Genomic DNA, 20,197 nt, shown 5'->3' on the forward strand with positions numbered 1-20,197 from the left:
CCTTGTACGACAGCCTCACACTCTTTGACGTTGCCCATCAGATGGCCCGGCATGCCGGAAAGCATCAGGCGCTGGTGGCGCAGAACATGGCGAATGCGGATACGCCCGGATATCGCAGCCAGACTGTGGAAGATTTTCGCACGGTCTATTCCGCGCCGGACCGCTTCGACATGCGCGCGACGCGACAGGAACATTTCGGGAACGATATGCGCTCTGACAACTGGAGGACAGTGGCCTCCAAGGATGTCGGGACGATGTCGCCCAACGGAAACAATGTCTCGCTCGAGACCGAGATGCTGAGGTCTGTCGACGCCCAGCGGCAACATAACCGCGCGCTTGCGATCTACAGCCACGCGATGACTGTCCTGCGCGTCAGTCTTGGGCGGGCCTGATCCATGACAGAGTTTTCCGACGCACTGAAAACGGCCGCCAGCGGGATGCAGGCGCAGGCGATGCGGCTTCGGTATACATCCGAGAATATATCCAACGCCGATACGCCGGGCTACCGGCGCAAGTTGATGAGCTTTGAGGCGGAGATGAACCGCGGCCAAGCCTCTGGCGGGGTCGTGGCAGGCGCTATGAAGCTCGATCATTCCACGTTGCCGCGGATCCATGACCCGTCCCATCCGATGGCCGATGAGGCGGGGTATTTCGATGGCTCGAACGTCGATCTGGTGATGGAGATCGCGGACGCCAGAGAGGCGCAGCGCAGCTATGAGGCCAATCTCAAAATGTTCGATCAGGTGCGGAAAATGTCCTCGTCCCTGATGGATCTGCTCAAGAAATAGGGAGCGTTTTCATGGAACTGACAAGCTCACTGGCCGCCAAGGCCTACCAGTCCACCCGGCACGCGACCGCGCCAGATCCCGCGGGAGGGGCGGCAAGCCGTCTGGCCGCGGATTTCGCGGCGACGCTTCAAGGCGGCGAGGCAGCGGCGACCAAGGCGATGACCGGGCAGATGGATCCCCATTCGCTTGTCCAGGCGCTGGCCCAGACCGAACTGGCCATCGAAACGACCGTGACGATCCGGGACAAGGTGGTCGAGGCCTATCAGGAAATCCTCAGGATGCCGGTCTAACCCATGCTGGAAGAGACGGTCTTCTACGACACGCTGCGCCAAGGGCTTTGGGTGTCGGGGATCATCTCGCTGCCGATCCTCGCGGTGGCACTGGCTGCCGGCCTGATCGTAGGGCTGTTTCAGGCGCTGACCTCTATTCAGGAAATGACGCTCACCTTTGTGCCCAAACTGGGCGCCATCGTCGCGGCTTTCTGGATCACCATGGGGTTCATGACCGAGACGCTCGTTTCGTTCTTTCAGACCACTCTCGTTCCGATCATCGCAGGAGGCTGATCAATGGAGAATGCCGGATATACCACGCTGACCCGGCAATCGGGCCTTCTGAGCGAGATGCGCATTGTTGCCAACAACATCGCGAATGCGTCGACAACGGGCTTTCGCCAGGAAGGCATCGTCTTCTCGGAGTACATCCGTGAGCTGGGCAGCGATGATGCCTCCCTCTCGATGGCCTCTGCCCAGGCCCGCAACACGTCGCTTCTGCAAGGCGGTCTTTCGCAGACGGGAAGCGCCTTCGATCTGGCGATCGAGGGGGCCGGCTTCTTTCAGATCGAAACGCCGGAAGGGCCGCGTCTGACGCGGGACGGTCACTTTACCCCCAACGAGGTCGGCGATCTTGTGACAGACACCGGACAGCGTGTTCTGGATGCCGGAGGCGCGCCGGTTTTCGTGCCGCCGGGCCTTGGCGCCATCGGTATTTCCGCAGACGGGACCGTCAGTGCCGGAGGACGGCCGATCGGACAGATTGGCCTCGTTCTGCCTGCAGAGGGCGCGGATCTGATCCGCGAGGAAGGAACCCGGTTCCGGGTCGAGGGCGAGGTCGCTCCCGCAGAGGAAGGCCGGATCCTGCAGGGTTTTCTCGAAGGATCAAACGTCAATCCCCTGCTGCAGGTCAGCCGGATGATCGAGGTGCAGCGCGCCTACGAGTTGGGCCAATCCTTTCTCGACAAGGAGGACGAGCGCATCCGGTCGATCCTCAGGGTTCTTGGACAATAGGAGGTCCCGATGCGGGCTTTGAAGATAGCGGCGACCGGAATGACAGCGCAGCAGACGCGGGTCGAGGTCATTTCCAACAACCTCGCCAACATGAATACCACCGGCTACAACGCCCGGCGCGCGGAATTCGCCGATCTGCATTACCAGCAGATCGCGCGGCCCGGCACGATCAATGCAACCGACGGGACGGTTCTGCCGACCGGGGTTCAGCTGGGTCTAGGAGTACGCGCGACGGCGGTGTCGATGATCCTGTCGCAGGGATCGCTGTCCGCGACGGGCGGCGATCTGGACCTTGCCATCGAAGGCGACGGATATCTTGAAGTGACGCTGCCTGACGGGCGCGCGGCCTATACGCGCGATGGCGGGCTCAAACGCACGGGTGACGGTCTGATCGTGACCTCGGACGGGTTTCCGGTCGTGCCCGATATCACGATCCCGCGCGATGCTCGGTCGATTTCGATCAATGCCGAAGGCGAGGTCTTTGCGGAATTCGCCGACCGTGTCGAACCCGAACGCCTGGGACAGTTCAGCCTCGCGGGGTTCACGAATGCGCGGGGGCTTGAGGCGATCGGGAGCAATCTCTTTCTCGAGACGCCCGCCTCTGGACCGTCGCTGGTCGCGAGCCCGGGACAGGACGGGCTGGGCGTTCTGCGTCAGGGATATCTCGAGGACAGTTCGGTCGATGCGGTCAAGGAGGTGACCGATCTGATCGAGGCGCAACGGGGATACGAGCTGAACTCCAAGGTCATCAGCGCTGCCGATCAGATGCTTGGCGCCACGGTACAGATCCGATGATCCGCGTTCTGATCTTCCTCGCGCTCACCACCCCCGCCTTCGCGGAGACGGTGGTGGCGACGCGTACGATCCGGGCAACCGATGTCATCACCGCGTCCGACGTCGAATTGCTGACGGTGACGACCGCCGATGCGGCGGATCACGTGGATCTTGTTATCGGGATGGAAGCGCGGGTGGCTCTTTATGCCGGGCGTCCGATCCGGCCTGCGGATGTGGGACCTCCGGCAATCGTGGACCGGAACGATCTTGTTCCTCTGGTTTTCCAAAGCGGCGCGCTGACCATCACGACGGAGGGCCGGTCGCTTGGACGGGGCGGGGTCGGCGACGTGATCCGCGTCATGAACCTTTCTTCCCGAACCACGGTCACAGCGAAACTCAGCCAGAAGGGCATTGCCTATGTTTCCCCTTAAATCCGCTCGTCTGCTGGTGAGCGTTCTGTTGTTCAGCGCCTGCGCGCGGGTCGAAAATGTCGGTCGCGCGCCAGAGCTGACACCGGTGCGGGCCTCCCCCGAACATGCGGCGATGCTGAGCCCCGGATTGCCGTTGGAGATCACCACGCCGCCACCTGTTGCGGAGGCTTCCTTGTGGGAAGGAGGCCCCCGGTCGCTTTGGGGGGACCGCCGCGCGATGGGGCGCGGCGATATCCTGACGGTCGTGATCGAGATTGACGACAGCGCAGAAATTTCGAACTCGACACAGCGCTCGCGCGGCGGATCGGAAAGCCTGTCAGTACCCAGCCTGATCGGCATTCCGCAGCGCATCGATCCGCGTTTGCCGGAAGGCGCGAGCCTTGCGGATGCGGTCGATCTGAATTCCTCGAGCAGCAGCAGCGGCGACGGATCGGTCCGGCGGAACGAGGAGCTGACCCTGCGGGTCGCGGCCACGATCACCGACGTGCTTCCCAACGGGGTGCTCGCGATTGCGGGAACGCAGGAGGTGCGGGTGAATTTCGAAGTGCGCGAGCTTCTTGTGAGCGGCTTTGTCCGGCCCGAGGATATCACCCGCCAGAACGAGATCGGCTATGACAAGATCGCGTCGGCCCGTGTTTCCTACGGCGGGCGGGGACAGATCACCGATGTGCAACAGCCCCGATACGGCCAGCAGATCACCGATATTCTTCTGCCGTTCTAAGGAGCCAAGCGATGAAGCTAGTTCTGCCTCTCGTCCTTGCTTTGGTTGGTATCGGCGCGGGTGTTGGCGCGGGGCTTACGCTCCGGCCTGCCAGTGAGACCGCGTCGGGCGATATGATGTCAGACGCGCCCGAGATGGAGGCGACCTCTGTCTTTGCGCGGTTGAACAATCAGTTCGTGGTGCCTGTCGTGGTCGACGGGACCGTTCGGTCCTTGGTTGTTCTCTCGCTAAGTCTCGAGGTCGATGAGGGTGCCGAGAACACCGTCTATAATCGCGAACCGCGCATTCGCGACGCGTTTTTGCGGGTGCTCTTCGAACACGCCAATCTTGGGGGATTCGAAGGGCCCTTCACGCAAACCGATCTACTTGAGGCCCTTCGCCGGAATCTTCTTGCAGCAGCAAGAGACGCGGTCGGGTCTGAAGTGCGCGATGTCCTTATCATCGAAATTGTCCGGCAGGACGTTCAGATGTGATCGATCTTCTGGGCGAGTTTCTGCATCACCTGATGTCGGCCGAAGGCGCGTTTGGTCCGTGCTTTGCCCTCAGCCAGTTCGGCCATGACTAGAGCTAACTCAATATTCAGGCGCCTGCTTTCTCGCTCTTTCCACCGCTGCCAGGCCAGATCGGCGCGCGCCAGAAGACCTGCATCTCCAGCCTCACTTTCGGTTTGAAACGCAGGACTCTGTCGATCCTTCAGGGCGTGAAGAGCATCGCGGATCAACGCCTCGCGCCTACGGATGGACTGCAGCTCGGCCTGTTTGGCCTGCCAGGCCATTTGGGTGAGGTCGACGAGATCTTTCATTCGGGCGTGATTGGACTTCATTTCAGACGCTTCCGCTTGAGACGGTCGGCAAACCGGATTGCGGCCGCGACCGCGCGATAATGATCGGTCGAAATTTGCTGCCCGACCTGGACAGAGCCGAAAAGGGCGCGGGCGGTCGGAGGATCGTGGCGAAGCGGGATACCATGCGTCATGGCGATTTCGCGGATGCGCAAGGCAATCTCGTCACTCCCTTTGGCGACGCAAACCGGAGCTGTCCCCGCCGCGCGGCTCCAGACCAGGGCAACGGCGTAATGGGTTGGATTGACAAGGACGACATCCGCCGTGGGGACGTCGGCCAGCATCTGATTGGTTGCAATGTCATAGGCCTTTTGCCGGCGCCGCTGCTTCATCGCGGGATCGCCATCGGACGACTTGTTCTCGTCCATCAGCTCTTTGCGGGACATCCTGTTCTTTCTTAGATGTTCGGCCCGCTGAAAGAAGAAATCGAGCGCACCGATCGAGGTCGCCACGACGAGAACGATCATCAAAAAGGCGATGATCATGCGGCCGAGAAGACTCATGATCGAGGCGGGCTCCATCGATGGGGAATGGAGGATCGGCATCCTCTCGGACGTCAAAAAAATGCCAAGCGCCACGGAGAAGATGATCAGCTTGGCGGCGCTTTTCGCGAATTCGAAAAGACCGGTCCGACCGAATTTGTTCTTCGCGTTCTGAATGAAAGACAGCCGCGACATTTTCGGTGCAAGCTTTGTCGGCGCGACAACGAAACTGAGCTGCGCGATAATCACCAAAAGGGACAGACCTGCCGCCAGCCCGATCCATGGCAAGGTGTAGAGCGTCGTTTTGGCCAGTAGGCCGCCGACAAGGGGTGTCCCGCTTTCGGAAAAGACCAAATCCGACATCTCCACCGCCTGATCGAGCGGGATGCTCAAAGTGGTTCCGAGAGATTGCAGGGAGGTGGCCCCCAATGTCCCGGCGGCCAACAGAAATCCGCCATAAGCCGCAGCGGTTGTCAGATCGGTGGATCGGGGGATTTCACCTTTCTTTCGGGCATCGTCGAGCTTTTTCTGGGAGGGTTCATGCTCCTTCTCCGACGCCTCATCGCTCATCTCGGCGCACTCGCCGGTTGGACGAGAAACGCGTTGAGCGCCCCGCTCCAGACAGTCAGGATATAGGGCAGCGTGAGAAAGAGCAGGAACAACCCGCCCGCCGTGAGGGCAGGGGCGCCGACGAAGGAGACCATCAGCTGCGGCATGGCCCGATTGATGACCCCGAGCGCGACATTGTAGAGAACCGAGGCGATCACGAACGGCCCGGCCAGCGAAAAGGCGAGCGCGAAGGCGCGGCGAACATGCGACAGGCCGATGGTCGAAACCAGATCCGCATCAAGGCGCTGGGCGAAAGGAGTGATCGTGTAAGTCTCGATCATCATTGCCGCGAGATGCACGTGGAGCCCCAGGATCACCGCAAGGGTCAGACCGGCCATCACCATGAGATGGCCCATGGCAGGCAAGGGTTCGACCGACGCGCCGCCTAGGATCTGCGACAGGGACGTCGATTGCGCGGCGATGGAGCCTGCGATGCTAAGCGTCATCACGAGCAACCGAAGCAGGATACCCCAGAAAAGGCCGGTCAGGGCCTCCGTACCGAAATAGATCAGCCGGATTTGCTCGATCTGCCCCAGCTGAGGCGCAACGGCAGGTGTCACGATCGCGGTGAAGGCAAGAGCCGTGGCGAGCCTGACCCGGACGGGGATCATCTGCTCCCCGAAGGCAGGAAGAAGAGCCATCATCGCTCCGATCCTGAGAAAGACCGCAACAGCAGTCAGGAGCCCGGTTCGCGACAGATCCAGAAGCTCCGCATCGATCGCGATCATGCCGGAACAAGACCGACAAGCGAGGGCCGCGCATCGATCCCGATCTCCTCGAAAGAGAGAACGGGATTGGCGATCCCCTTGGCCGTCATCACGGTTCTGAGAAAGCGCCGCCGTCTGGTCGAGGTAACGACGGCGGGGAAAATGCCTGCTTCGCCAGCCTCCGCGATCCGTTCTGCGATGGATTTGGCCAGCCGGTTGAAGTCATCGGGCGGCAAAGCGACCTCTCCCAGACCCCGATCGGTCTCGAGCTGGTAAGACGCAAACGTCTCCTCCCATTCCGGGGCAAGTTGAACCAGAGGGATCGTTCCGTCGTCGCGCCGCATTCCGGCAACAAGCTGGAAGCCGAGCCGCTGGCGAACATGCTCTGCAATGCTTTCGGCAGAGCCGTGCAGAAGCCGCCCCTCGGCCGTCGCCTCGAGAATAAGAGGAAGGTTCCGGATCGAGACACGCTCTTCAAGCAGCAGGCGCAGCACCGAAAGGAGGATGTCCACCGTGATCCTGTCCGGGATCAGCTCGTCGAGCATCTTTCGGTTCGCCTCTGCCCGGATCGGATCGGTCAGGCCAGTCATTTCGTCTAACAACCGGCGAAGCGATTTGAGCGTCAGAAGACGCGGGAAATTGCGTTTGATCACCTCGAGAAGATGGGTTGCAAGTACCTCTGTCGGAAGGACCGTTGTCAGGCCATCGAGCGCAGCAACATCCTGATCCGATTGCGAAATCCAAAGGGCGGGCGCACCATAGACCGGCTCCTCCGTCCGAGTGCCTTCGAGGCGCGGTGTGTCTTCTCCGTTCGTGAGGGCAAGAATGCGGTCCGGCATCAGCGTGTCGCGGGCCTGCTCCACCCCTTGGACCTTTATGACATAGGTGCCGGGCGCCAAAGCGGCATCATCGGTCAGCCGGATCTCGGGCAGCAGGACACCGTATTCGGTGGCAACATGGGTGCGCATGTTCGCGATCCGCGCGTCAAGACCCGTCCCGGTGTCGAGAACCATACCGACCAGATCGGGGGCGAATTCGACATGGATGTCATCAAGGTCGAGAACGTCGCCCATGGACCGGGATGCAGATGGCAACGGATCTTTCTCCTCCGGCTGGTCGTCTTCGGTCGGTGCGTCCGACGCCGTCATCGCGAGAAAGGCGCAGCCACCCAGAACAAGACCTCCAGCGAGAAACGGAACGAAAGGCAGACCTGGCACCATCGCGAACAGCACCATGAGAACCGCCACCGTGACGAGCGCGGCGGGATGCCGGCCCAGTTGCGAGACGATCGCGAGGTCGGTCGCGCCGGTCGCGCCGCCGCGGGCGAGCAGCAAAGCCGATGCGATCGAGATAATCACCGCCGGAACCTGTGAGACCAGACCATCGCCTACGGTGAGAATGGTATATGTTTCAAAGGCTTCCCCGATCGGCATATCATGCATGACCGTGCCGATAACGAGACCCATCACCAGGTTGAGAAGTGTGATAAGAAGGCCCGCAATCGCATCACCCTTGACGAATTTAGAGGCCCCGTCGAGCGATCCGAAGAAGGTCGTCTCCGCCTGCTCGGTCGCGCGCCGCTCTTTGGCTTCGGCATGATCGATCGCGCCCGCCGAGACATCGCTGTCGATGGCCAACTGCTTGCCCGGCATGCCATCGAGAGCGAAGCGGGCGCCGACCTCCGCCATCCGCGTCGCGCCTTTGTTGATCACGACGAAATTGACGATGAGCAGAACGCCAAAGACGACGAGACCAAGAAAGACAGACCCGCCCATGACGAACATCGCGAAGCCTTCGATCACCTGTCCCGCCGCATGGGTGCCGGTATGGCCTTCGCCGATGATCAATTTGGTCGAAGAGACGTTCAGGGACAGTCGCAGCATCAACGACGCGAGCAGGATCGTCGGAAATGCAGAGAAATCGAGCGGTCGTTCGATGAAAAGCGTGACGGTAAAGATCAGAATCGCCAGCGCGAAGCTGGCCGCAAGGCCGATGTCGAGGATCCAGGCCGGCATGGGCAAGATCATCATGACGATGATCGCCATCAATGCCAAAGCAAGCAGAATCGTTGGGCGAAAGAGTGCCTTGGCGGAGAAGCCTGTCATTTGCTGTTCCGCCGTTTCTCGCGGAAGAGGGATCCAGGCGAAATCGCCTTGGTCTGCTGATCGCCTTTGAGGAGGGGAAAGGTGTTGACCCGGCTTTGGCGCGAGTCTTGCGCAATCGTCCCTGCTGCAACGATCACGTCCGGGGCAGGATCCAGCGTCTGACGGATCGCGTCAAACCGGGCCCGGTATCGTGTGGCGAGTTCCTCGGTCCGGGAGTGATAAGCACCGGCGGCACCGGACCAGGTTCCGAGTTCCTCGTAAAGATCCCTGAGAAAACGAGCGGCGTAGTCTGCATTGGGCAGGGGCTGAAACATCTCTTCGACCGAGGCGAAGCGATCGCCGTGCCACCGATGGTTTATCTGAAAGCACCCGATATCAAAATTTCGGACGCCCGCCTTGATCTGGCCAAAGACGAACGCGCGGGCCTCGTCCTCCTTGTCGAACCAGTAGCCCTGACCACCGACATTGACCGCCCACGGCCAAGGATCGACCGACCCATCGCGCGTTCGTCCTGTTTCCGTGAGCGTGATCGCGAGCATCACGTCCTGTGGAACGTCATATGCTTGCGCAGCTTGCGCGGCCGCAGTTCGGCACAGATTTGCCTCTGTACGGGCCCATACGGCAGGGGTCCAGAAAAGGGTGATCACCGTGAAAAGCGCGACTCGGCAGGTAAGATCAGCAGATATCAGCATGTCTTTGGCGCGCCCTTCTGACGTAAGACCTGCGCTTGGTTTATGCTGGGTAAGGTTGATATTTCGTTATTGCTGCTGAGCTGTTGATGGATCGATTTCGGTCCGGTCCAGAAGGTCTTGCATCAGCTCTCGTGTCGCGCGTGATCCGGCCAAAGCCGTTTCACGGTCTTGAAGAGAGATCCGATTGGGCAGCTCGGACGGATCGGACGACTGAGGAAGACGAGCTAGACGACCCACCTCCCTGAGGAAGTCGTCATCTGACTGCGATGCCAGCCGGTCCCAGGCGCGCGCTCGAAAGAGCCGCTCCGGTCCGGCCTGTTGCGCCTCCGGCGCATCCTCATCGGTCAACAAGGCGCCGCCGCCGCCTTCAGCCTCTTGGCGGATCGCGGCTGCACGAGCGTCCGACAAGCCGATCAATTCGCTGTTCGTTGTCTCCACATCCCCGCGCAGCGCGGCCACTTTGGCGCGCAGATATCTGCGGTCGGCCGCCGTATCGCGGGTCGTCTCTTCCGCGATGAACGGAGCAGCAAGAGCAGGCAACCGAAGATCAGTCAGTCTTTGGGCGACGGCATTTGCCTTATCAGGATTCAGATCACGAGAGGAGGTCTGAGCGACGAGCCTGAGAAACAGACCGTCACCGGCCTCTCGCGTGGCATCCCCGATCAAGGCAGAGCGAAGCTCGCGATCAATCGATGGGGAAAGGTCAGCGTCGTCGAGAAAGTCCAGACCGGCCTGATATTCGTCGCGAGACAAATGCCCGCCGGACAAAGCTTCGACCATGATCAAGTAATCCAATGTTCGGCGGTGTTCGTGGAGCAGCGTCTCGAGCAACTCCATCTCGCTATCTGAAAGCGCCTCTTCCTCTTGAAGTTTGAGACGGACCAAAGACAACATAGCGCCGGGCGTAACCCGCGGGTTATCGTCGGCCATTTCCTGCAGTACGTCGGAGGCTTTTTCCTCTTGGCCAGTCGCAGCCTTTGCCTGAGCCCCAAGGATTGTCGCATCCGTATCTGTGTCGACAGTATTACGCTTCGTGATATTCAGAATATCATTTGCGATTTCAGCATGTTGGGAATTCATGAACCTGTCGGCGGCCAATACTCCGATCCGCGTGCGTAAATGCCGTGGAAGGGTGAGGACCGCCCTTTTCAGAGCGCTTCGGTCGGCGGGGTGATCAGGAAGATCTTCAGGATGGAACAGCGCGCGCCACAGGGCCAGATCGCCGCCACATCCCCGGATCCCCGGTGGAGGAGAAGGAGGCGGGGTATCGTCGTCCAAGATATGTCCGATTGCGTCGATTGCCTGCCAGGTCGGATCCCCGGTACCGTAAAGCGCTGCGATCTGCTGTGCCTCGGTTCCGAAGCCAAAATACAGATAGAGACGCGCAAGCGCCTTCGCCGCGTCTTGATCGGGACGGTCGAATTCGCCGTAGACGCTTTGGCGCAGAGGGCCGATCTGGCTTTCGAAATCGTCCTCGGTGCCCCAATCGGTGATGTCTAGAAGGGCGAATTCGATGCAGGCCAAAGGAAATTGCTGTGGTTCGGGGCGTGCGGTTTCGATCGCGGTCTGCGATCTGAGAAGCAGTTGAGGCAGATCGGGAAGTGGAAGAGGGGGACCCGGTGCGTTTTCCGGCATCCCCTCCAAGCTGGTGTCATCCTGAGGGTCGACGAAATCGAGAAGTCCGTCCTGCGCCCCACGTCTGAGGCTCGACAAAAGATCTGCACGCGCCTCGTCGACACGCTGGGCAACTGCATCTTTGTTCCCCGTTGTAATGGGGAGTGAAACAGGTCCGCCGCTGGTCGAGAGGGCTCCATCATCTGGTAGGACGACGGGCAGAATAGGGGGGGTTGGGCGCCTGAAGACAGGTCCCGACACCCGTTCCTGCAGATCCGCTGTCTTGCCTTCCGCGGGATCGAACGTATCCACGATAAGGTATCTGTCGCGGTAAAGGCGCGCCTCGATGGGGCACGCGCAATTCAGAACCAGATCGACCTCGCCGGGATTTTCACCGGGCCTTACGTCGCGGATCCGGTCGCGGGGGATGAGTTCGAACAAACCGCGCAGGTTGATCTCGGCCGGTGGATCAAAGCGCAGAGAGTAGCCCAAATCGGATTTCTCCAGCTCCCATTCGGTCGAGAGGGGGCGGTCGAAAACCAATCGTGTGAACGTTTCGTGCTCTCCCGACCGGACGGAAATGGTCTGACCCACCGCCGGGAAGGCGGACAGAACGTAGCAAAGCAGGATGAGCCCGCGCAGCATTAGGCGGCCTCCTTCCGGACATCTTTCAGGGCATCTTCAAGATCGCCAAAACTGGGGCGGTTGTGGCTGGGCGTGTTCTGGCGGCCGACCTCGATGCAGATATTCGTGGGATGGTCATGAAGATTGGCGACCAGAACCTCGCGAATGAGCTGATAAAAATGGGCGTCTTCCTCAATTACGTTTTTGACCCGGGCCGCGAAGGGGCCGAAGAACCCGTAGGACAGAAAAACTCCAAGAAACGTGCCGACAAGGGCGGCGCCGATCATCTTTCCCAAAATCTCAGGCGGCTGATCGATGGAGGCCATCGTCTTGATCACGCCAAGGACCGCGGCGACGATGCCAAGCGCGGGGAGGGCATCGGCAACCGTCTGGAGCGCGTGGCTGGAATGCAGGCGGTGGTGATGACCCGCCTCAAGCCGATTGGTCAGCACTTCTTCAACTTGGTGAGGATCGTCGTAGTTCATCGATGCGGACCGCAACGTGTCGCAAATCAGGGCGACCGCTTCGGGATCGGCGAGGATGCGGGGGTAGCGTCCAAAGATATCGGATGTATCGGGCGCCTCGATGTGTTCTTCGAGGGCGAGCGGCTTGGACCGGGCGAGCCTGATCAGTTCGAAGAGAAGGCAGAGCAGATCGCGGTAATCTTCGGGTTTCCAGCGCGGTCCCTTAAAAACCTTGGCGAGATCCTTGGCAGTGTGTTTGACGCCCGCCATGCTGTTGCTGATCAAGAACGATCCGAGGGCAGCGCCGCCAATCATCGTCATTTCGAACGGCAGTGCCTTGATTATAATACCAAGCTTGCCGCCGGCCATCAGGTACCCGCCGAACACCATTATGAAGACAACAAAGATACCGACGATGCCGATCATGAGGTGAGCCGCCCGTTACATGGAATTTGCTTCGGCCTTTGTGACAGAAGACCGTTAAGAAACTCCTTCTGACCGCTATTCGGTCGGAACGAGCGCGTTTCGGCCCGCCATCACAACGCTGATCGAATAGGCGTTCGAAGCGGGCAGACCGGCCATGATCTCGGCCGCGGTTTCAGGTCTCATCCGGCCCAGAAACCCTGCGGCAAATTCAGGTGGCATTTCCGCAAAGAGCAACGCGGCGTCCTTGGGTTTCATCGCCTCGTAGACGCCGCTCAGACTTGTCAGATCGTCCTGAGCTGCGGTTCGAGCAACCGCCAGTGTTTCGGCCAGTGACGCCTCGGCAGCCTCGAGTTCGGCCAGCTTGCGATCGATCTGATCGTTTGCGAGATCGAGCGCCACGATGCGGTTTTGAACGGCGATCTCGCGCACGCGCACCTCATCCTCGCGGGTCTGGAGCGCAGCGAGGACTTCTTCAAGCATGCCGTCTGGATCGCAGACCGCGACATCGCCCTCGATCTGCCCTTCATCTGCCGTCTGGGCGAAAACCCAGCCGGTGCCCTCGCCAACCCGCAATACGCCAGATCCGACGAGCAAAACCGCCAATATTCCCAGCGTTCCCTTGCCTGTTTTGGACATCGTCAGTGACCGGCGCTGGCTGTCTTGGGGGACTGGCGTCGCGGCTTTTCCTCGGGCAGGTCTGGCAGATCGTGCAGGGAGGCAAGCATGAGTTCCAGCCTCTGCGATACGCCTTCGGCACGTGTCGTCAGCCCTTCGAGCGAGGCCGACGAGTCCCGCGCCGCCGACTGAGCCTCCGCCAGAATGCGCGTCATATCATCGACCTGCGCCGCAAGATGGGCGACCGCGCCGCCGACACCGCTTTCGAGATCGTTGAACTTGCGAAGACGTCTTGCGAGAATCAGGCAGTAAAAGCCTGCTCCGAGCGCCCCGGCGAAGAGTAGAATGTCAGATATCAGAGCCATCGGAACCTCCTAGTCCAGAACGAATTCAGCGATGAGAAGATCGCGAATGCGACCTTCGCCCGCGACCACGCGCAACCGGCGCAGCATCTGCCCGCGCAGCCGAGCCAGCGCGCCGGGCATCTCGATCTGTTCGGGTTCGAGAGCGCCGAGATAGGTATGCATGACATCGATGATCCGGGGTTTGAGGGCTGCAACCTCCTCCTGATAAGCCGGTTCGACCTCGACCTCGGCACGGAAGCGAAGGTGCTTATGCGCGCTGCTGCGCGGCAGCGAGATCACGATAGGATCAAGCGAAACAAAGGCCACCGGTTCAAGAAGTTCGGCAGGCGTCTGTGCCGTCTCTTCCATTTCGGGCGCAAGCAACATCCCCGACCAGATCGCGTAGAATGCGCCGCCGCCGCCCGCCAAAGCGAGGACAAGGCCCAGCACGAGTGGAAGCTTGGACTTCTTTTTCGCGGGTATATCGGTGTCTTCGGTTTCGGCCATGACGGTCTTTCTTCTGCTGTCGTGCGAAACGGTCATAGCCGATGGAGAACTAACCGATTGTTAAGGCTGATGGTCCATTGACGAGAAAAGTCACTCTTCAGGAGGAACCAGGTGCAGAACGTCGCCTCCCTTTGGTCCAACTTGACTGCCGGTCGCCGCATTGCCGTGATCGCATCGACCCTCATCGTCTTTGTCGCCGTCCTGATGCTGGGCCGGTCTGCCGCGCAAACCGATCTCACACTTCTTTATGCCGGGCTGGAGTCAAACTCCGCCGGACAGGTCGTGGCCGCTCTGGAGCAGCAGGGTGTCGCCTACGAGGTGCGCGGCGACAGCATCTTTGTGGACCGGGCGCAGCGCGATACGCTGCGGATGACCCTGGCCAGTGACGGTCTGCCCGCGAACTCCTCTCAGGGTTATGAGCTTCTCGATTCGCTGTCAGGTTTCGGGACCACTTCACAGATGTTCGACGCCGCCTATTGGCGCGCGAAAGAGGGCGAACTTGCGCGTACGATTGCGGCCAGCTCTCTGGTGCAGTCGGCCCGCGTCCACATCTCGAACCCGTCCCAGCGGCCCTTTGACCGAAGTACCCAGGCAACCGCCTCTGTGACTGTCACGACGAATGGGGGAACGCTTACCGTTCCACAGGCCAAGGCCGTTCGCTATCTCGTCGCCTCTGCCGTATCCAGCCTCTCGCCCGATGACGTGGCGGTCATCGATACCGAAGGCGGGCTTATTGCCGGGACAGAAGATCCCGTGGCTCTGGCGCAGGACGGCGACCGCGCCGCATCGGTTCGCGACCGGGTCGAGCGCCTCCTCGAGGCACGGGTCGGTTATGGAAATGCGGTCGTGGAGGTGAGCCTCGATACCGTCACCGAGACAGAGCAGATCACCGAACGCACCGTCGATCCGGGTAGCCGTGTGGCGATCAGCACCGATACAGAAGAACAGACGTCGAGTTCGCAGAACAGCGGCTCCGGCAATGTCACCGTCGCGTCGAACCTGCCCGACGGAGAAGCAAACGGTCAGGAGCGAAGTTCCAACAGCAATGACAGCGAGACCCGCGAGCGGGTGAATTTCGATATCTCGGAAGTGCAAAGGGAGGTGCTGCGGGTTCCCGGTGCGGTCAAGCGGCTGACGGTCGCCGTTCTTGTCAACGGTGTGCCGCAGACGGATGCAAGCGGCAACAGCATCGTGGCTCCGCGCCCAGCGGAGGAGCTGGCGGCTTTGGAGGAGCTTGTGGCCTCGGCGGTCGGTTTTGACGAGGCGCGCGGCGACGTCATTACGATCAAATCGATGTCCTTCGATCCGGTCGTGCCGATGGGCACCGAAGCGATGACGCCAAGCGGGCTGCCTCTGAACCTCGACGTTATGCAGCTGATTCAGATCGGGATCCTCGCCTTGGTTGCTCTAATTCTTGGGCTCTTTGTTGTTCGCCCGGTTCTCTCGAATGCAAGCATGCCAGCAGAGCTTCCGGCCCCGACGCCGCCGCGCCGTTCGCCTGCATCCGCCACTCCGGCCCTCGAAGGGGAAATCGATACAAGCGGCGCGTCGCTTGGCGATATGCCTGTCGTCTCCGGCAAGCCGAAGGAGGTTGAGGATCCCGTCGACCGGCTTCGGTCGCTGATCGGTGAACGTCAGGACGACACTGTCGAGGTTTTGCGCAACTGGATCGATGCCCCCCGCCCGAGTGAGCGCGCGTGATGGGCAAAGCGATGATCTACGAAGACTTCCGGGAGGACATGGTCGCAGGCGGCGTCCCGCTACGTGATCCGGAGGAAGAGCGTCGTCTGGCCGCCTATGAGGAAGGGCGTCTTGCCGGACAGGCCGAAGCGAAAGAACAGCTCGGGGCCGAGCAGGACCGACTTCACGCGCAGCTGGTGCAGACCTTTCTCGATATGTCGTTCGGCTATCGCGAGGCTGCCCTTCACCTTCAGCAGGCGCTCAAACCGCTGATCGGCACCATGGCCGAGGCAGTTCTGCCGCGGATGGCCGAGGCAACCCTGACAGAGCATATCAGCGAGCTGGTCGCGACAAAGGCCGACCTGGTTGCAGAGCACGCGCTTGAAATTCGCGTCGCACCGCAGGCCAAAGAGCGCATCAAAGCCGCCCTAACAGAGGCGAAAACCTTCCCCGCCCGCGTGCAGGCCGACGACACGCTGACCCCTCTACAGGCGATCGTCACGCAGGCGGAGAGTGAAACCCTTCTCGATCTCGACGCGATCGTCTCGGATATCGGCGTCGCGGTCGAAGCTTTCTTCCATGAACAGTCCCGAAAGGCCGCCCATGTCTGAAACATCTCCGTTTTCAAACGTCCCTATCGAAGTGACGATCTCTGTCGGCCGGGCGCGCCCCGTTATCAAGGATTTGCTGGAACTGGGCGAAAACGCGGTCCTGCCGCTGGACCGCAAGATCGATGATCCGGTCGAGCTTTATATCGGAGACCGCTTGATCGCCCGCGGTGAATTGCAGGAACTCGACGGAGAATCGGCGGGTCAGCTTGCCGTGCGATTGACCGAAGTCGCCGATCTGAACGGATCATTGTCCTGACCGGCATGCGCCTCCTCGCCATGACGCTGCTAAGCGTGATGGCACTGATCTATGGCGGGCCTGCTTCCGCGCAGGAGTTGCCGTTCTCGTTCGAGGATGACGGCTCTCTGGCGACGCGATCAATCCAGCTGCTGGTGCTTATCACGGTGCTCAGTATCGTGCCGGGCATCGCGATGATGATCACCTGTTTTCCGTTTATCGTGACCGTGCTGGCCATCCTGCGGCAGGGGATCGGGCTTCAGCAATCCCCGCCCAACATGCTGATCGTCAGCCTCGCTTTGTTTCTCACCTACTTCGTGATGGAGCCGGTTTTCATCGAAGCTTGGACGAACGGCATCACGCCACTTCTGGACGGTGAAATCGAAATACCAGCGGCCTTCACCCAGACGCTCGATCCGTTCCGCACTTTCATGTCCGGCCGTATCGATCCCGATACTTTCGCGGCCTTGGCCGATCTCCGGCCCGATACTGATCCGAATGGCCCGATTCCTGAAGCAAAACTCTCTGTCCTGATCCCGTCATTTTTGTTGTCCGAGATCGCGCGCGCCTTCCAGGTCGGGTTTCTGATCTTCATGCCGTTTCTGATCATCGATCTGGTGATCGCGGCGATCCTGATGTCGATGGGCATGATGATGGTCCCGCCGGCCATCGTGTCGCTTCCTTTCAAGCTGGCCTTCTTCGTCGTCGCCGATGGGTGGAGCCTGATCGCGGGCAGCCTCGTTCGCAGCTATTTCTAGCGTGCATCGCCGATCAGGATGGCTCCGGCTCAGATGCCAGCTTTGAGAGACTGTCGACTGCCGCAGACCACCCGCCGCGATACTCATCGAACAGGTCAGCTCCGGCGAGGCTCGTGATCTGCAAGGTAACACAAAGCGTGCTGCCTTTCGGACCTTCTGCGATTTCATGACCGCATAGCGAAACCGAAACAAGCTCCTCGTTGACGATCAGCATATCGGTAAGCGACAGAAACTCCGGCGTTACCACGTGAAACAGACCCGTCGTTCTGAACTCGGGCGCCTCTTTAGGACCGCATCGGATCTCTTCGCGCCCGCCTGGGCGACAGTCGTATTCGTCGATGATCAGAACGCTCTCGTCGTTCGGTTCACTCCATGTCTGACGAAGCTCTCGGTCCGTCATCACACGAAACAAGCGAGCAGGAGTGCACGCGATGTCCCGGTCCAATGTTAGGGTCGCGAAATCAGCCATCAGGGTCCTCCTGTTGAAAATCTTCCGCCAATGCGGACAGCCGGTCCAGCCGGCCCTCCCAAAGACGCCGGTGTTGCGTCAACCACGTCTCAGCCTCAACCAACGGAGCGGCCTCGATATGAACCATCCGAACGCGCCCAATCTTCTCGGATCGGATCAGCCCAGCGGATTCGAGCTTGCCCAGATGTTTGAGGAAGGAGGGGAGCGCCATATCATGCGGCCCATGCAGCTCGGATACAGGTGCGGGACCCGTAATGAGCTGTGCAATCACGGCGCGGCGCGTTGGATCGGCCAGGGAAGAGAAGACATGATCGATATTATTAGCCATATGGCTAACTAAATCGTCGGATCGATAGGGTCAATCAAAAGATAGCTGAATGGCTAAGTTTTCCGATGATGGCGATATGTCAGAAGAAAACTACGGCATCAGAGCAAAAAAAGCCCCGCCAGATCCAACCGGATCGGCGGGGCCAGTAGCACCGGAGGACCTCCTCCGGCACGGGCGGCTCAGTGGGCGTGCATCTCCGCCCGGATCTGCTGTCGCAACAGGTCGATGGGCACCATCTTCCCGTCGCGCTTGAAAGCCCAATAGGTCCATCCGTTGCAGGACGGCGCGCCTTCCAGCGCGGCCCCCACCTGATGAATGGATCCCTTGATATCGTCCCCGATCAACGTGCCGTCAGCACGGACCTTTGCCTTGTGGCGACCGTTCAGCGACCACAGCTCTTCGCCGGGACGGAGCATCCCGCGCTCAATCAGCTGGCCAAACGGCACCCGCGGCTCGGCTCGTTTGGAAGCCGTGACCTCCAGCGCCTGCCGGTCGAATTTCCGGATCTTCGCGATCCGCGTCTTGGCGACCTCGCGATAGGTCGCCTCCCGCTCGATCCCGATGAAGTCCCGTCCAAGCATCTTGGCCACGGCGCCGGTCGTGCCAGTCCCGAAGAACGGGTCCAGAACCACATCCCCCACCTGCGTCGTCGCCAGAATGACCCGGTGCAACAGCGCCTCGGGCTTTTGCGTCGGATGCGCCTTCGCCCCGTCCGCGCCCTTGATCCGCTCATGCCCGGTGCAAATCGGCAGAACCCAGTCCGACCGCATCTGCACACCCTCGTTCAGCGCTTTTAGGGCTTCATAGTTGAACGTGTATTTCGCCCCTTCGCTGCGCGACGCCCAGATCAGCGTCTCATGCGCGTTTGTCAGACGCTTGCCGCGAAAGTTCGGCATCGGGTTCGATTTGCGCCAGACCACATCGTTGAGAATCCAGAAGCCTTGGTTCTGCAGCTCGGCGCCTAGACGAAAGACGTTGTGATAGGAGCCGATGACCCAAATTGCACCGTCAGGCTTAAGGATCCGCTTCGCCTCGGCTAACCAGGCGGATGTGAACCGATCATAGGCTTCAAAGCTCGAGAACTGATCCCATGCATCATCCACGGCATCGACACGCGAATTGTCGGGGCGGTGCAACTCGCCCTTAAGCTGAAGATTATAGGGCGGATCGGCAAAGATAAGATCGACGGACCCGTCCGGCAGCTTTGCCATTTCGGCAACGCAATCCCCGTCCAGAATCGTGTTCAAAGGAAGCGCCGAAGCGCTTTTTGTCGTCGTCATCATCGTCTGCCTCATGTCCCGGCGAGTTGTCCCGCTCGTTGCCCTGAACATGAGTCAGACCTGATTCGCTGTCAAAATCTTTATTGAATCAATGACTTGCAAAATTCGCTTGTCACAACATGTTGCGCACCGGCTTGAAGGACCGCCTATGGGCTGGGGTTACCCCAAGCCGAACCAAAGCCTCTCTGTGCTCTTTCGACGGATAACCGAAGTTCCGCTCCCATCCGTAGCCCGGCCACTGTTGCGCAAGATCCACCATGAGGCGATCGCGCCACACTTTGGCGATGATGGAGGCTGCCGCAATCGATAATGACCGTCCGTCGCCCTTCACCACCGCCTCTGCCGACAGGGTCAGATCGCGCGGCAACCGGTTGCCGTCCATCAGAACATGATCAACGGCGCCTAGCTGCGCGACCGCTCGCATCATTGCCAGATGCGATGCCTCCAGGATATTGATCCGGTCGATCTCCTCGACGCTGGCCTGCCCTATGGCCACTTGAGCGCAAGCGCCCAACATCTCCGCCAGATCTTCGCGGCGGCGCGCTGTCAGAACCTTGCTGTCGTTCAGGCCTTCTGGGATCCGCGCCACGTCAAGAACGACTGCCGCCGCCACGACCGGCCCGGCCAATGGTCCGCGCCCGACCTCGTCGACCCCCGCGACCCGCAGCAAGCCGCGCGCCCGGGCAGCATCTTCAAAGGAAAGGTCCGGTTGCGTCACGTCGCGCGATCTGCCGCGTTCTGATCCGCGACGCAACCGGATAGAGAGGATCCCAGCGATCACCGATCCTCCCTGTTCCAAAGCGGCAGGC

The 20,197-nt window shown here is 60.5% G+C and carries 27 protein-coding genes; 13 read left to right on the plus strand and 14 right to left on the minus strand.

All coding sequences use genetic code 11. The features are described from left to right. Positions 1 to 2: 2 nt before the first annotated feature. Genes AAD018_RS00330 through AAD018_RS00370 form a run of 9 tightly spaced genes read left to right on the plus strand, consistent with a single transcriptional unit; the run spans position 3 to position 4,470 of the window. Positions 3 to 392, plus strand: a complete 390-nt coding sequence (locus AAD018_RS00330) for a FlgB family protein (protein WP_367314129.1) — start codon at positions 3 to 5, stop codon at positions 390 to 392. A 3-nt stretch (positions 393 to 395) separates the two neighbouring features. Next, positions 396 to 788 (plus strand): flagellar basal body rod protein FlgC, encoded by a 393-nt coding sequence (flgC, locus tag AAD018_RS00335; RefSeq protein WP_367314128.1) that lies wholly within the window; start codon positions 396 to 398, stop codon positions 786 to 788. Between the two features lie 11 nt (positions 789 to 799). Further along, entirely contained in the window at positions 800 to 1,078 is a 279-nt protein-coding gene (gene fliE, locus AAD018_RS00340; protein ID WP_367314127.1) for a flagellar hook-basal body complex protein FliE, read from the plus strand. A gap of 3 nt (positions 1,079 to 1,081) precedes the next feature. After that, positions 1,082 to 1,351, plus strand: a complete 270-nt coding sequence (locus AAD018_RS00345) for a flagellar biosynthetic protein FliQ (RefSeq protein ID WP_367314126.1) — start codon at positions 1,082 to 1,084, stop codon at positions 1,349 to 1,351. 3 nt (positions 1,352 to 1,354) lie between these two features. Next, positions 1,355 to 2,071 carry a flagellar hook-basal body complex protein gene (locus AAD018_RS00350; RefSeq protein WP_367314125.1) on the plus strand — a complete coding sequence of 239 codons (717 nt, stop codon included), beginning with the start codon at positions 1,355 to 1,357 and terminating at the stop codon, positions 2,069 to 2,071. A 9-nt stretch (positions 2,072 to 2,080) separates the two neighbouring features. Continuing rightward, positions 2,081 to 2,866, plus strand: a complete 786-nt coding sequence (flgG, locus tag AAD018_RS00355; RefSeq protein ID WP_367314124.1) for a flagellar basal-body rod protein FlgG — start codon at positions 2,081 to 2,083, stop codon at positions 2,864 to 2,866. After that, the gene (flgA, locus tag AAD018_RS00360) at positions 2,863 to 3,276 is read left to right on the plus strand and encodes a flagellar basal body P-ring formation chaperone FlgA (protein WP_367314123.1); all 414 of its coding nucleotides are present in this window, start codon (positions 2,863 to 2,865) and stop codon (positions 3,274 to 3,276) included. The genes flgG and flgA overlap by 4 nt, the downstream gene beginning before the upstream one ends. Further along, positions 3,263 to 3,997, plus strand: coding sequence for a flagellar basal body L-ring protein FlgH (flgH, locus tag AAD018_RS00365; RefSeq protein ID WP_367314122.1), 735 nt, complete (start codon positions 3,263 to 3,265; stop codon positions 3,995 to 3,997). The genes flgA and flgH overlap by 14 nt, the downstream gene beginning before the upstream one ends. A gap of 11 nt (positions 3,998 to 4,008) precedes the next feature. Then, positions 4,009 to 4,470, plus strand: coding sequence for a flagellar basal body-associated FliL family protein (locus AAD018_RS00370; RefSeq protein WP_367314121.1), 462 nt, complete (start codon positions 4,009 to 4,011; stop codon positions 4,468 to 4,470). Here AAD018_RS00370 and AAD018_RS00375 read toward each other — a convergent pair. From AAD018_RS00375 to AAD018_RS00420, 10 genes are all read right to left on the minus strand, one after another. Next, positions 4,461 to 4,799 carry a hypothetical protein gene (locus tag AAD018_RS00375; protein ID WP_367314120.1) on the minus strand — a complete coding sequence of 113 codons (339 nt, stop codon included), beginning with the start codon at positions 4,797 to 4,799 and terminating at the stop codon, positions 4,461 to 4,463. The genes AAD018_RS00370 and AAD018_RS00375 overlap by 10 nt on opposite strands. Before the next feature lie 17 nt (positions 4,800 to 4,816). Next, positions 4,817 to 5,890: an EscU/YscU/HrcU family type III secretion system export apparatus switch protein gene (locus AAD018_RS00380; protein ID WP_367314119.1), complete on the minus strand. Its 1,074-nt coding sequence runs from the start codon at positions 5,888 to 5,890 to the stop codon at positions 4,817 to 4,819. Further along, entirely contained in the window at positions 5,887 to 6,657 is a 771-nt protein-coding gene (locus AAD018_RS00385) for a flagellar biosynthetic protein FliR (RefSeq protein WP_367314118.1), read from the minus strand. Before AAD018_RS00385 ends, AAD018_RS00380 begins: the two co-directional genes overlap by 4 nt. Next, complete coding sequence (gene flhA / locus AAD018_RS00390; protein ID WP_367314117.1) at positions 6,654 to 8,741, minus strand: flagellar biosynthesis protein FlhA; 2,088 nt, start codon at positions 8,739 to 8,741, stop codon at positions 6,654 to 6,656. The genes AAD018_RS00385 and flhA overlap by 4 nt, the downstream gene beginning before the upstream one ends. Beyond that, positions 8,738 to 9,433: a transglycosylase SLT domain-containing protein gene (locus tag AAD018_RS00395; protein WP_367314116.1), complete on the minus strand. Its 696-nt coding sequence runs from the start codon at positions 9,431 to 9,433 to the stop codon at positions 8,738 to 8,740. Before AAD018_RS00395 ends, flhA begins: the two co-directional genes overlap by 4 nt. Positions 9,434 to 9,499: 66 nt before the next feature. Further along, complete coding sequence (locus AAD018_RS00400; RefSeq protein ID WP_367314115.1) at positions 9,500 to 11,692, minus strand: hypothetical protein; 2,193 nt, start codon at positions 11,690 to 11,692, stop codon at positions 9,500 to 9,502. Next, positions 11,692 to 12,561 (minus strand): flagellar motor stator protein MotA, encoded by an 870-nt coding sequence (gene motA, locus AAD018_RS00405; RefSeq protein WP_367314114.1) that lies wholly within the window; start codon positions 12,559 to 12,561, stop codon positions 11,692 to 11,694. The genes AAD018_RS00400 and motA overlap by 1 nt, the downstream gene beginning before the upstream one ends. A 75-nt stretch (positions 12,562 to 12,636) precedes the next feature. Then, entirely contained in the window at positions 12,637 to 13,197 is a 561-nt protein-coding gene (locus tag AAD018_RS00410) for a MotE family protein (RefSeq protein ID WP_367314113.1), read from the minus strand. Between the two features lie 2 nt (positions 13,198 to 13,199). Next, entirely contained in the window at positions 13,200 to 13,541 is a 342-nt protein-coding gene (locus tag AAD018_RS00415; RefSeq protein WP_367314112.1) for a hypothetical protein, read from the minus strand. A gap of 9 nt (positions 13,542 to 13,550) precedes the next feature. Next, positions 13,551 to 14,027 carry a flagellar basal body-associated FliL family protein gene (locus AAD018_RS00420; protein ID WP_367314111.1) on the minus strand — a complete coding sequence of 159 codons (477 nt, stop codon included), beginning with the start codon at positions 14,025 to 14,027 and terminating at the stop codon, positions 13,551 to 13,553. Between the two features lie 111 nt (positions 14,028 to 14,138). Between AAD018_RS00420 and fliF the strand changes: the two genes are divergently transcribed. The 4 genes from fliF to fliP are packed head-to-tail and all read left to right on the plus strand — an operon-like array spanning position 14,139 to position 17,311. After that, complete coding sequence (gene fliF, locus AAD018_RS00425) at positions 14,139 to 15,728, plus strand: flagellar basal-body MS-ring/collar protein FliF (RefSeq protein WP_367314110.1); 1,590 nt, start codon at positions 14,139 to 14,141, stop codon at positions 15,726 to 15,728. Next, complete coding sequence (locus AAD018_RS00430) at positions 15,728 to 16,318, plus strand: FliH/SctL family protein (RefSeq protein WP_367314109.1); 591 nt, start codon at positions 15,728 to 15,730, stop codon at positions 16,316 to 16,318. Before fliF ends, AAD018_RS00430 begins: the two co-directional genes overlap by 1 nt. Then, the gene (locus tag AAD018_RS00435; RefSeq protein ID WP_367314108.1) at positions 16,311 to 16,574 is read left to right on the plus strand and encodes a FliM/FliN family flagellar motor switch protein; all 264 of its coding nucleotides are present in this window, start codon (positions 16,311 to 16,313) and stop codon (positions 16,572 to 16,574) included. Before AAD018_RS00430 ends, AAD018_RS00435 begins: the two co-directional genes overlap by 8 nt. Before the next feature lie 20 nt (positions 16,575 to 16,594). Next, positions 16,595 to 17,311, plus strand: coding sequence for a flagellar type III secretion system pore protein FliP (gene fliP / locus AAD018_RS00440; RefSeq protein WP_412005148.1), 717 nt, complete (start codon positions 16,595 to 16,597; stop codon positions 17,309 to 17,311). A gap of 13 nt (positions 17,312 to 17,324) precedes the next feature. Here the strand turns inward: fliP and AAD018_RS00445 are convergent, their stop codons facing one another. From AAD018_RS00445 to AAD018_RS00460, 4 genes are all read right to left on the minus strand, one after another. Further along, positions 17,325 to 17,780 carry an SRPBCC domain-containing protein gene (locus tag AAD018_RS00445; protein ID WP_367314106.1) on the minus strand — a complete coding sequence of 152 codons (456 nt, stop codon included), beginning with the start codon at positions 17,778 to 17,780 and terminating at the stop codon, positions 17,325 to 17,327. Beyond that, entirely contained in the window at positions 17,773 to 18,108 is a 336-nt protein-coding gene (locus AAD018_RS00450) for an ArsR/SmtB family transcription factor (RefSeq protein WP_367314105.1), read from the minus strand. Before AAD018_RS00450 ends, AAD018_RS00445 begins: the two co-directional genes overlap by 8 nt. A 179-nt stretch (positions 18,109 to 18,287) precedes the next feature. Further along, the gene (locus tag AAD018_RS00455) at positions 18,288 to 19,403 is read right to left on the minus strand and encodes a site-specific DNA-methyltransferase (protein ID WP_412005149.1); all 1,116 of its coding nucleotides are present in this window, start codon (positions 19,401 to 19,403) and stop codon (positions 18,288 to 18,290) included. Between the two features lie 97 nt (positions 19,404 to 19,500). Continuing rightward, the gene (locus AAD018_RS00460) at positions 19,501 to 20,106 is read right to left on the minus strand and encodes a ribonuclease HII (protein WP_367314232.1); all 606 of its coding nucleotides are present in this window, start codon (positions 20,104 to 20,106) and stop codon (positions 19,501 to 19,503) included. Positions 20,107 to 20,197 lie beyond the last annotated feature (91 nt).

Source organism: Aestuariibius insulae, assembly GCF_040783535.2.
Classification (GTDB): domain Bacteria; phylum Pseudomonadota; class Alphaproteobacteria; order Rhodobacterales; family Rhodobacteraceae; genus Aestuariibius; species Aestuariibius insulae.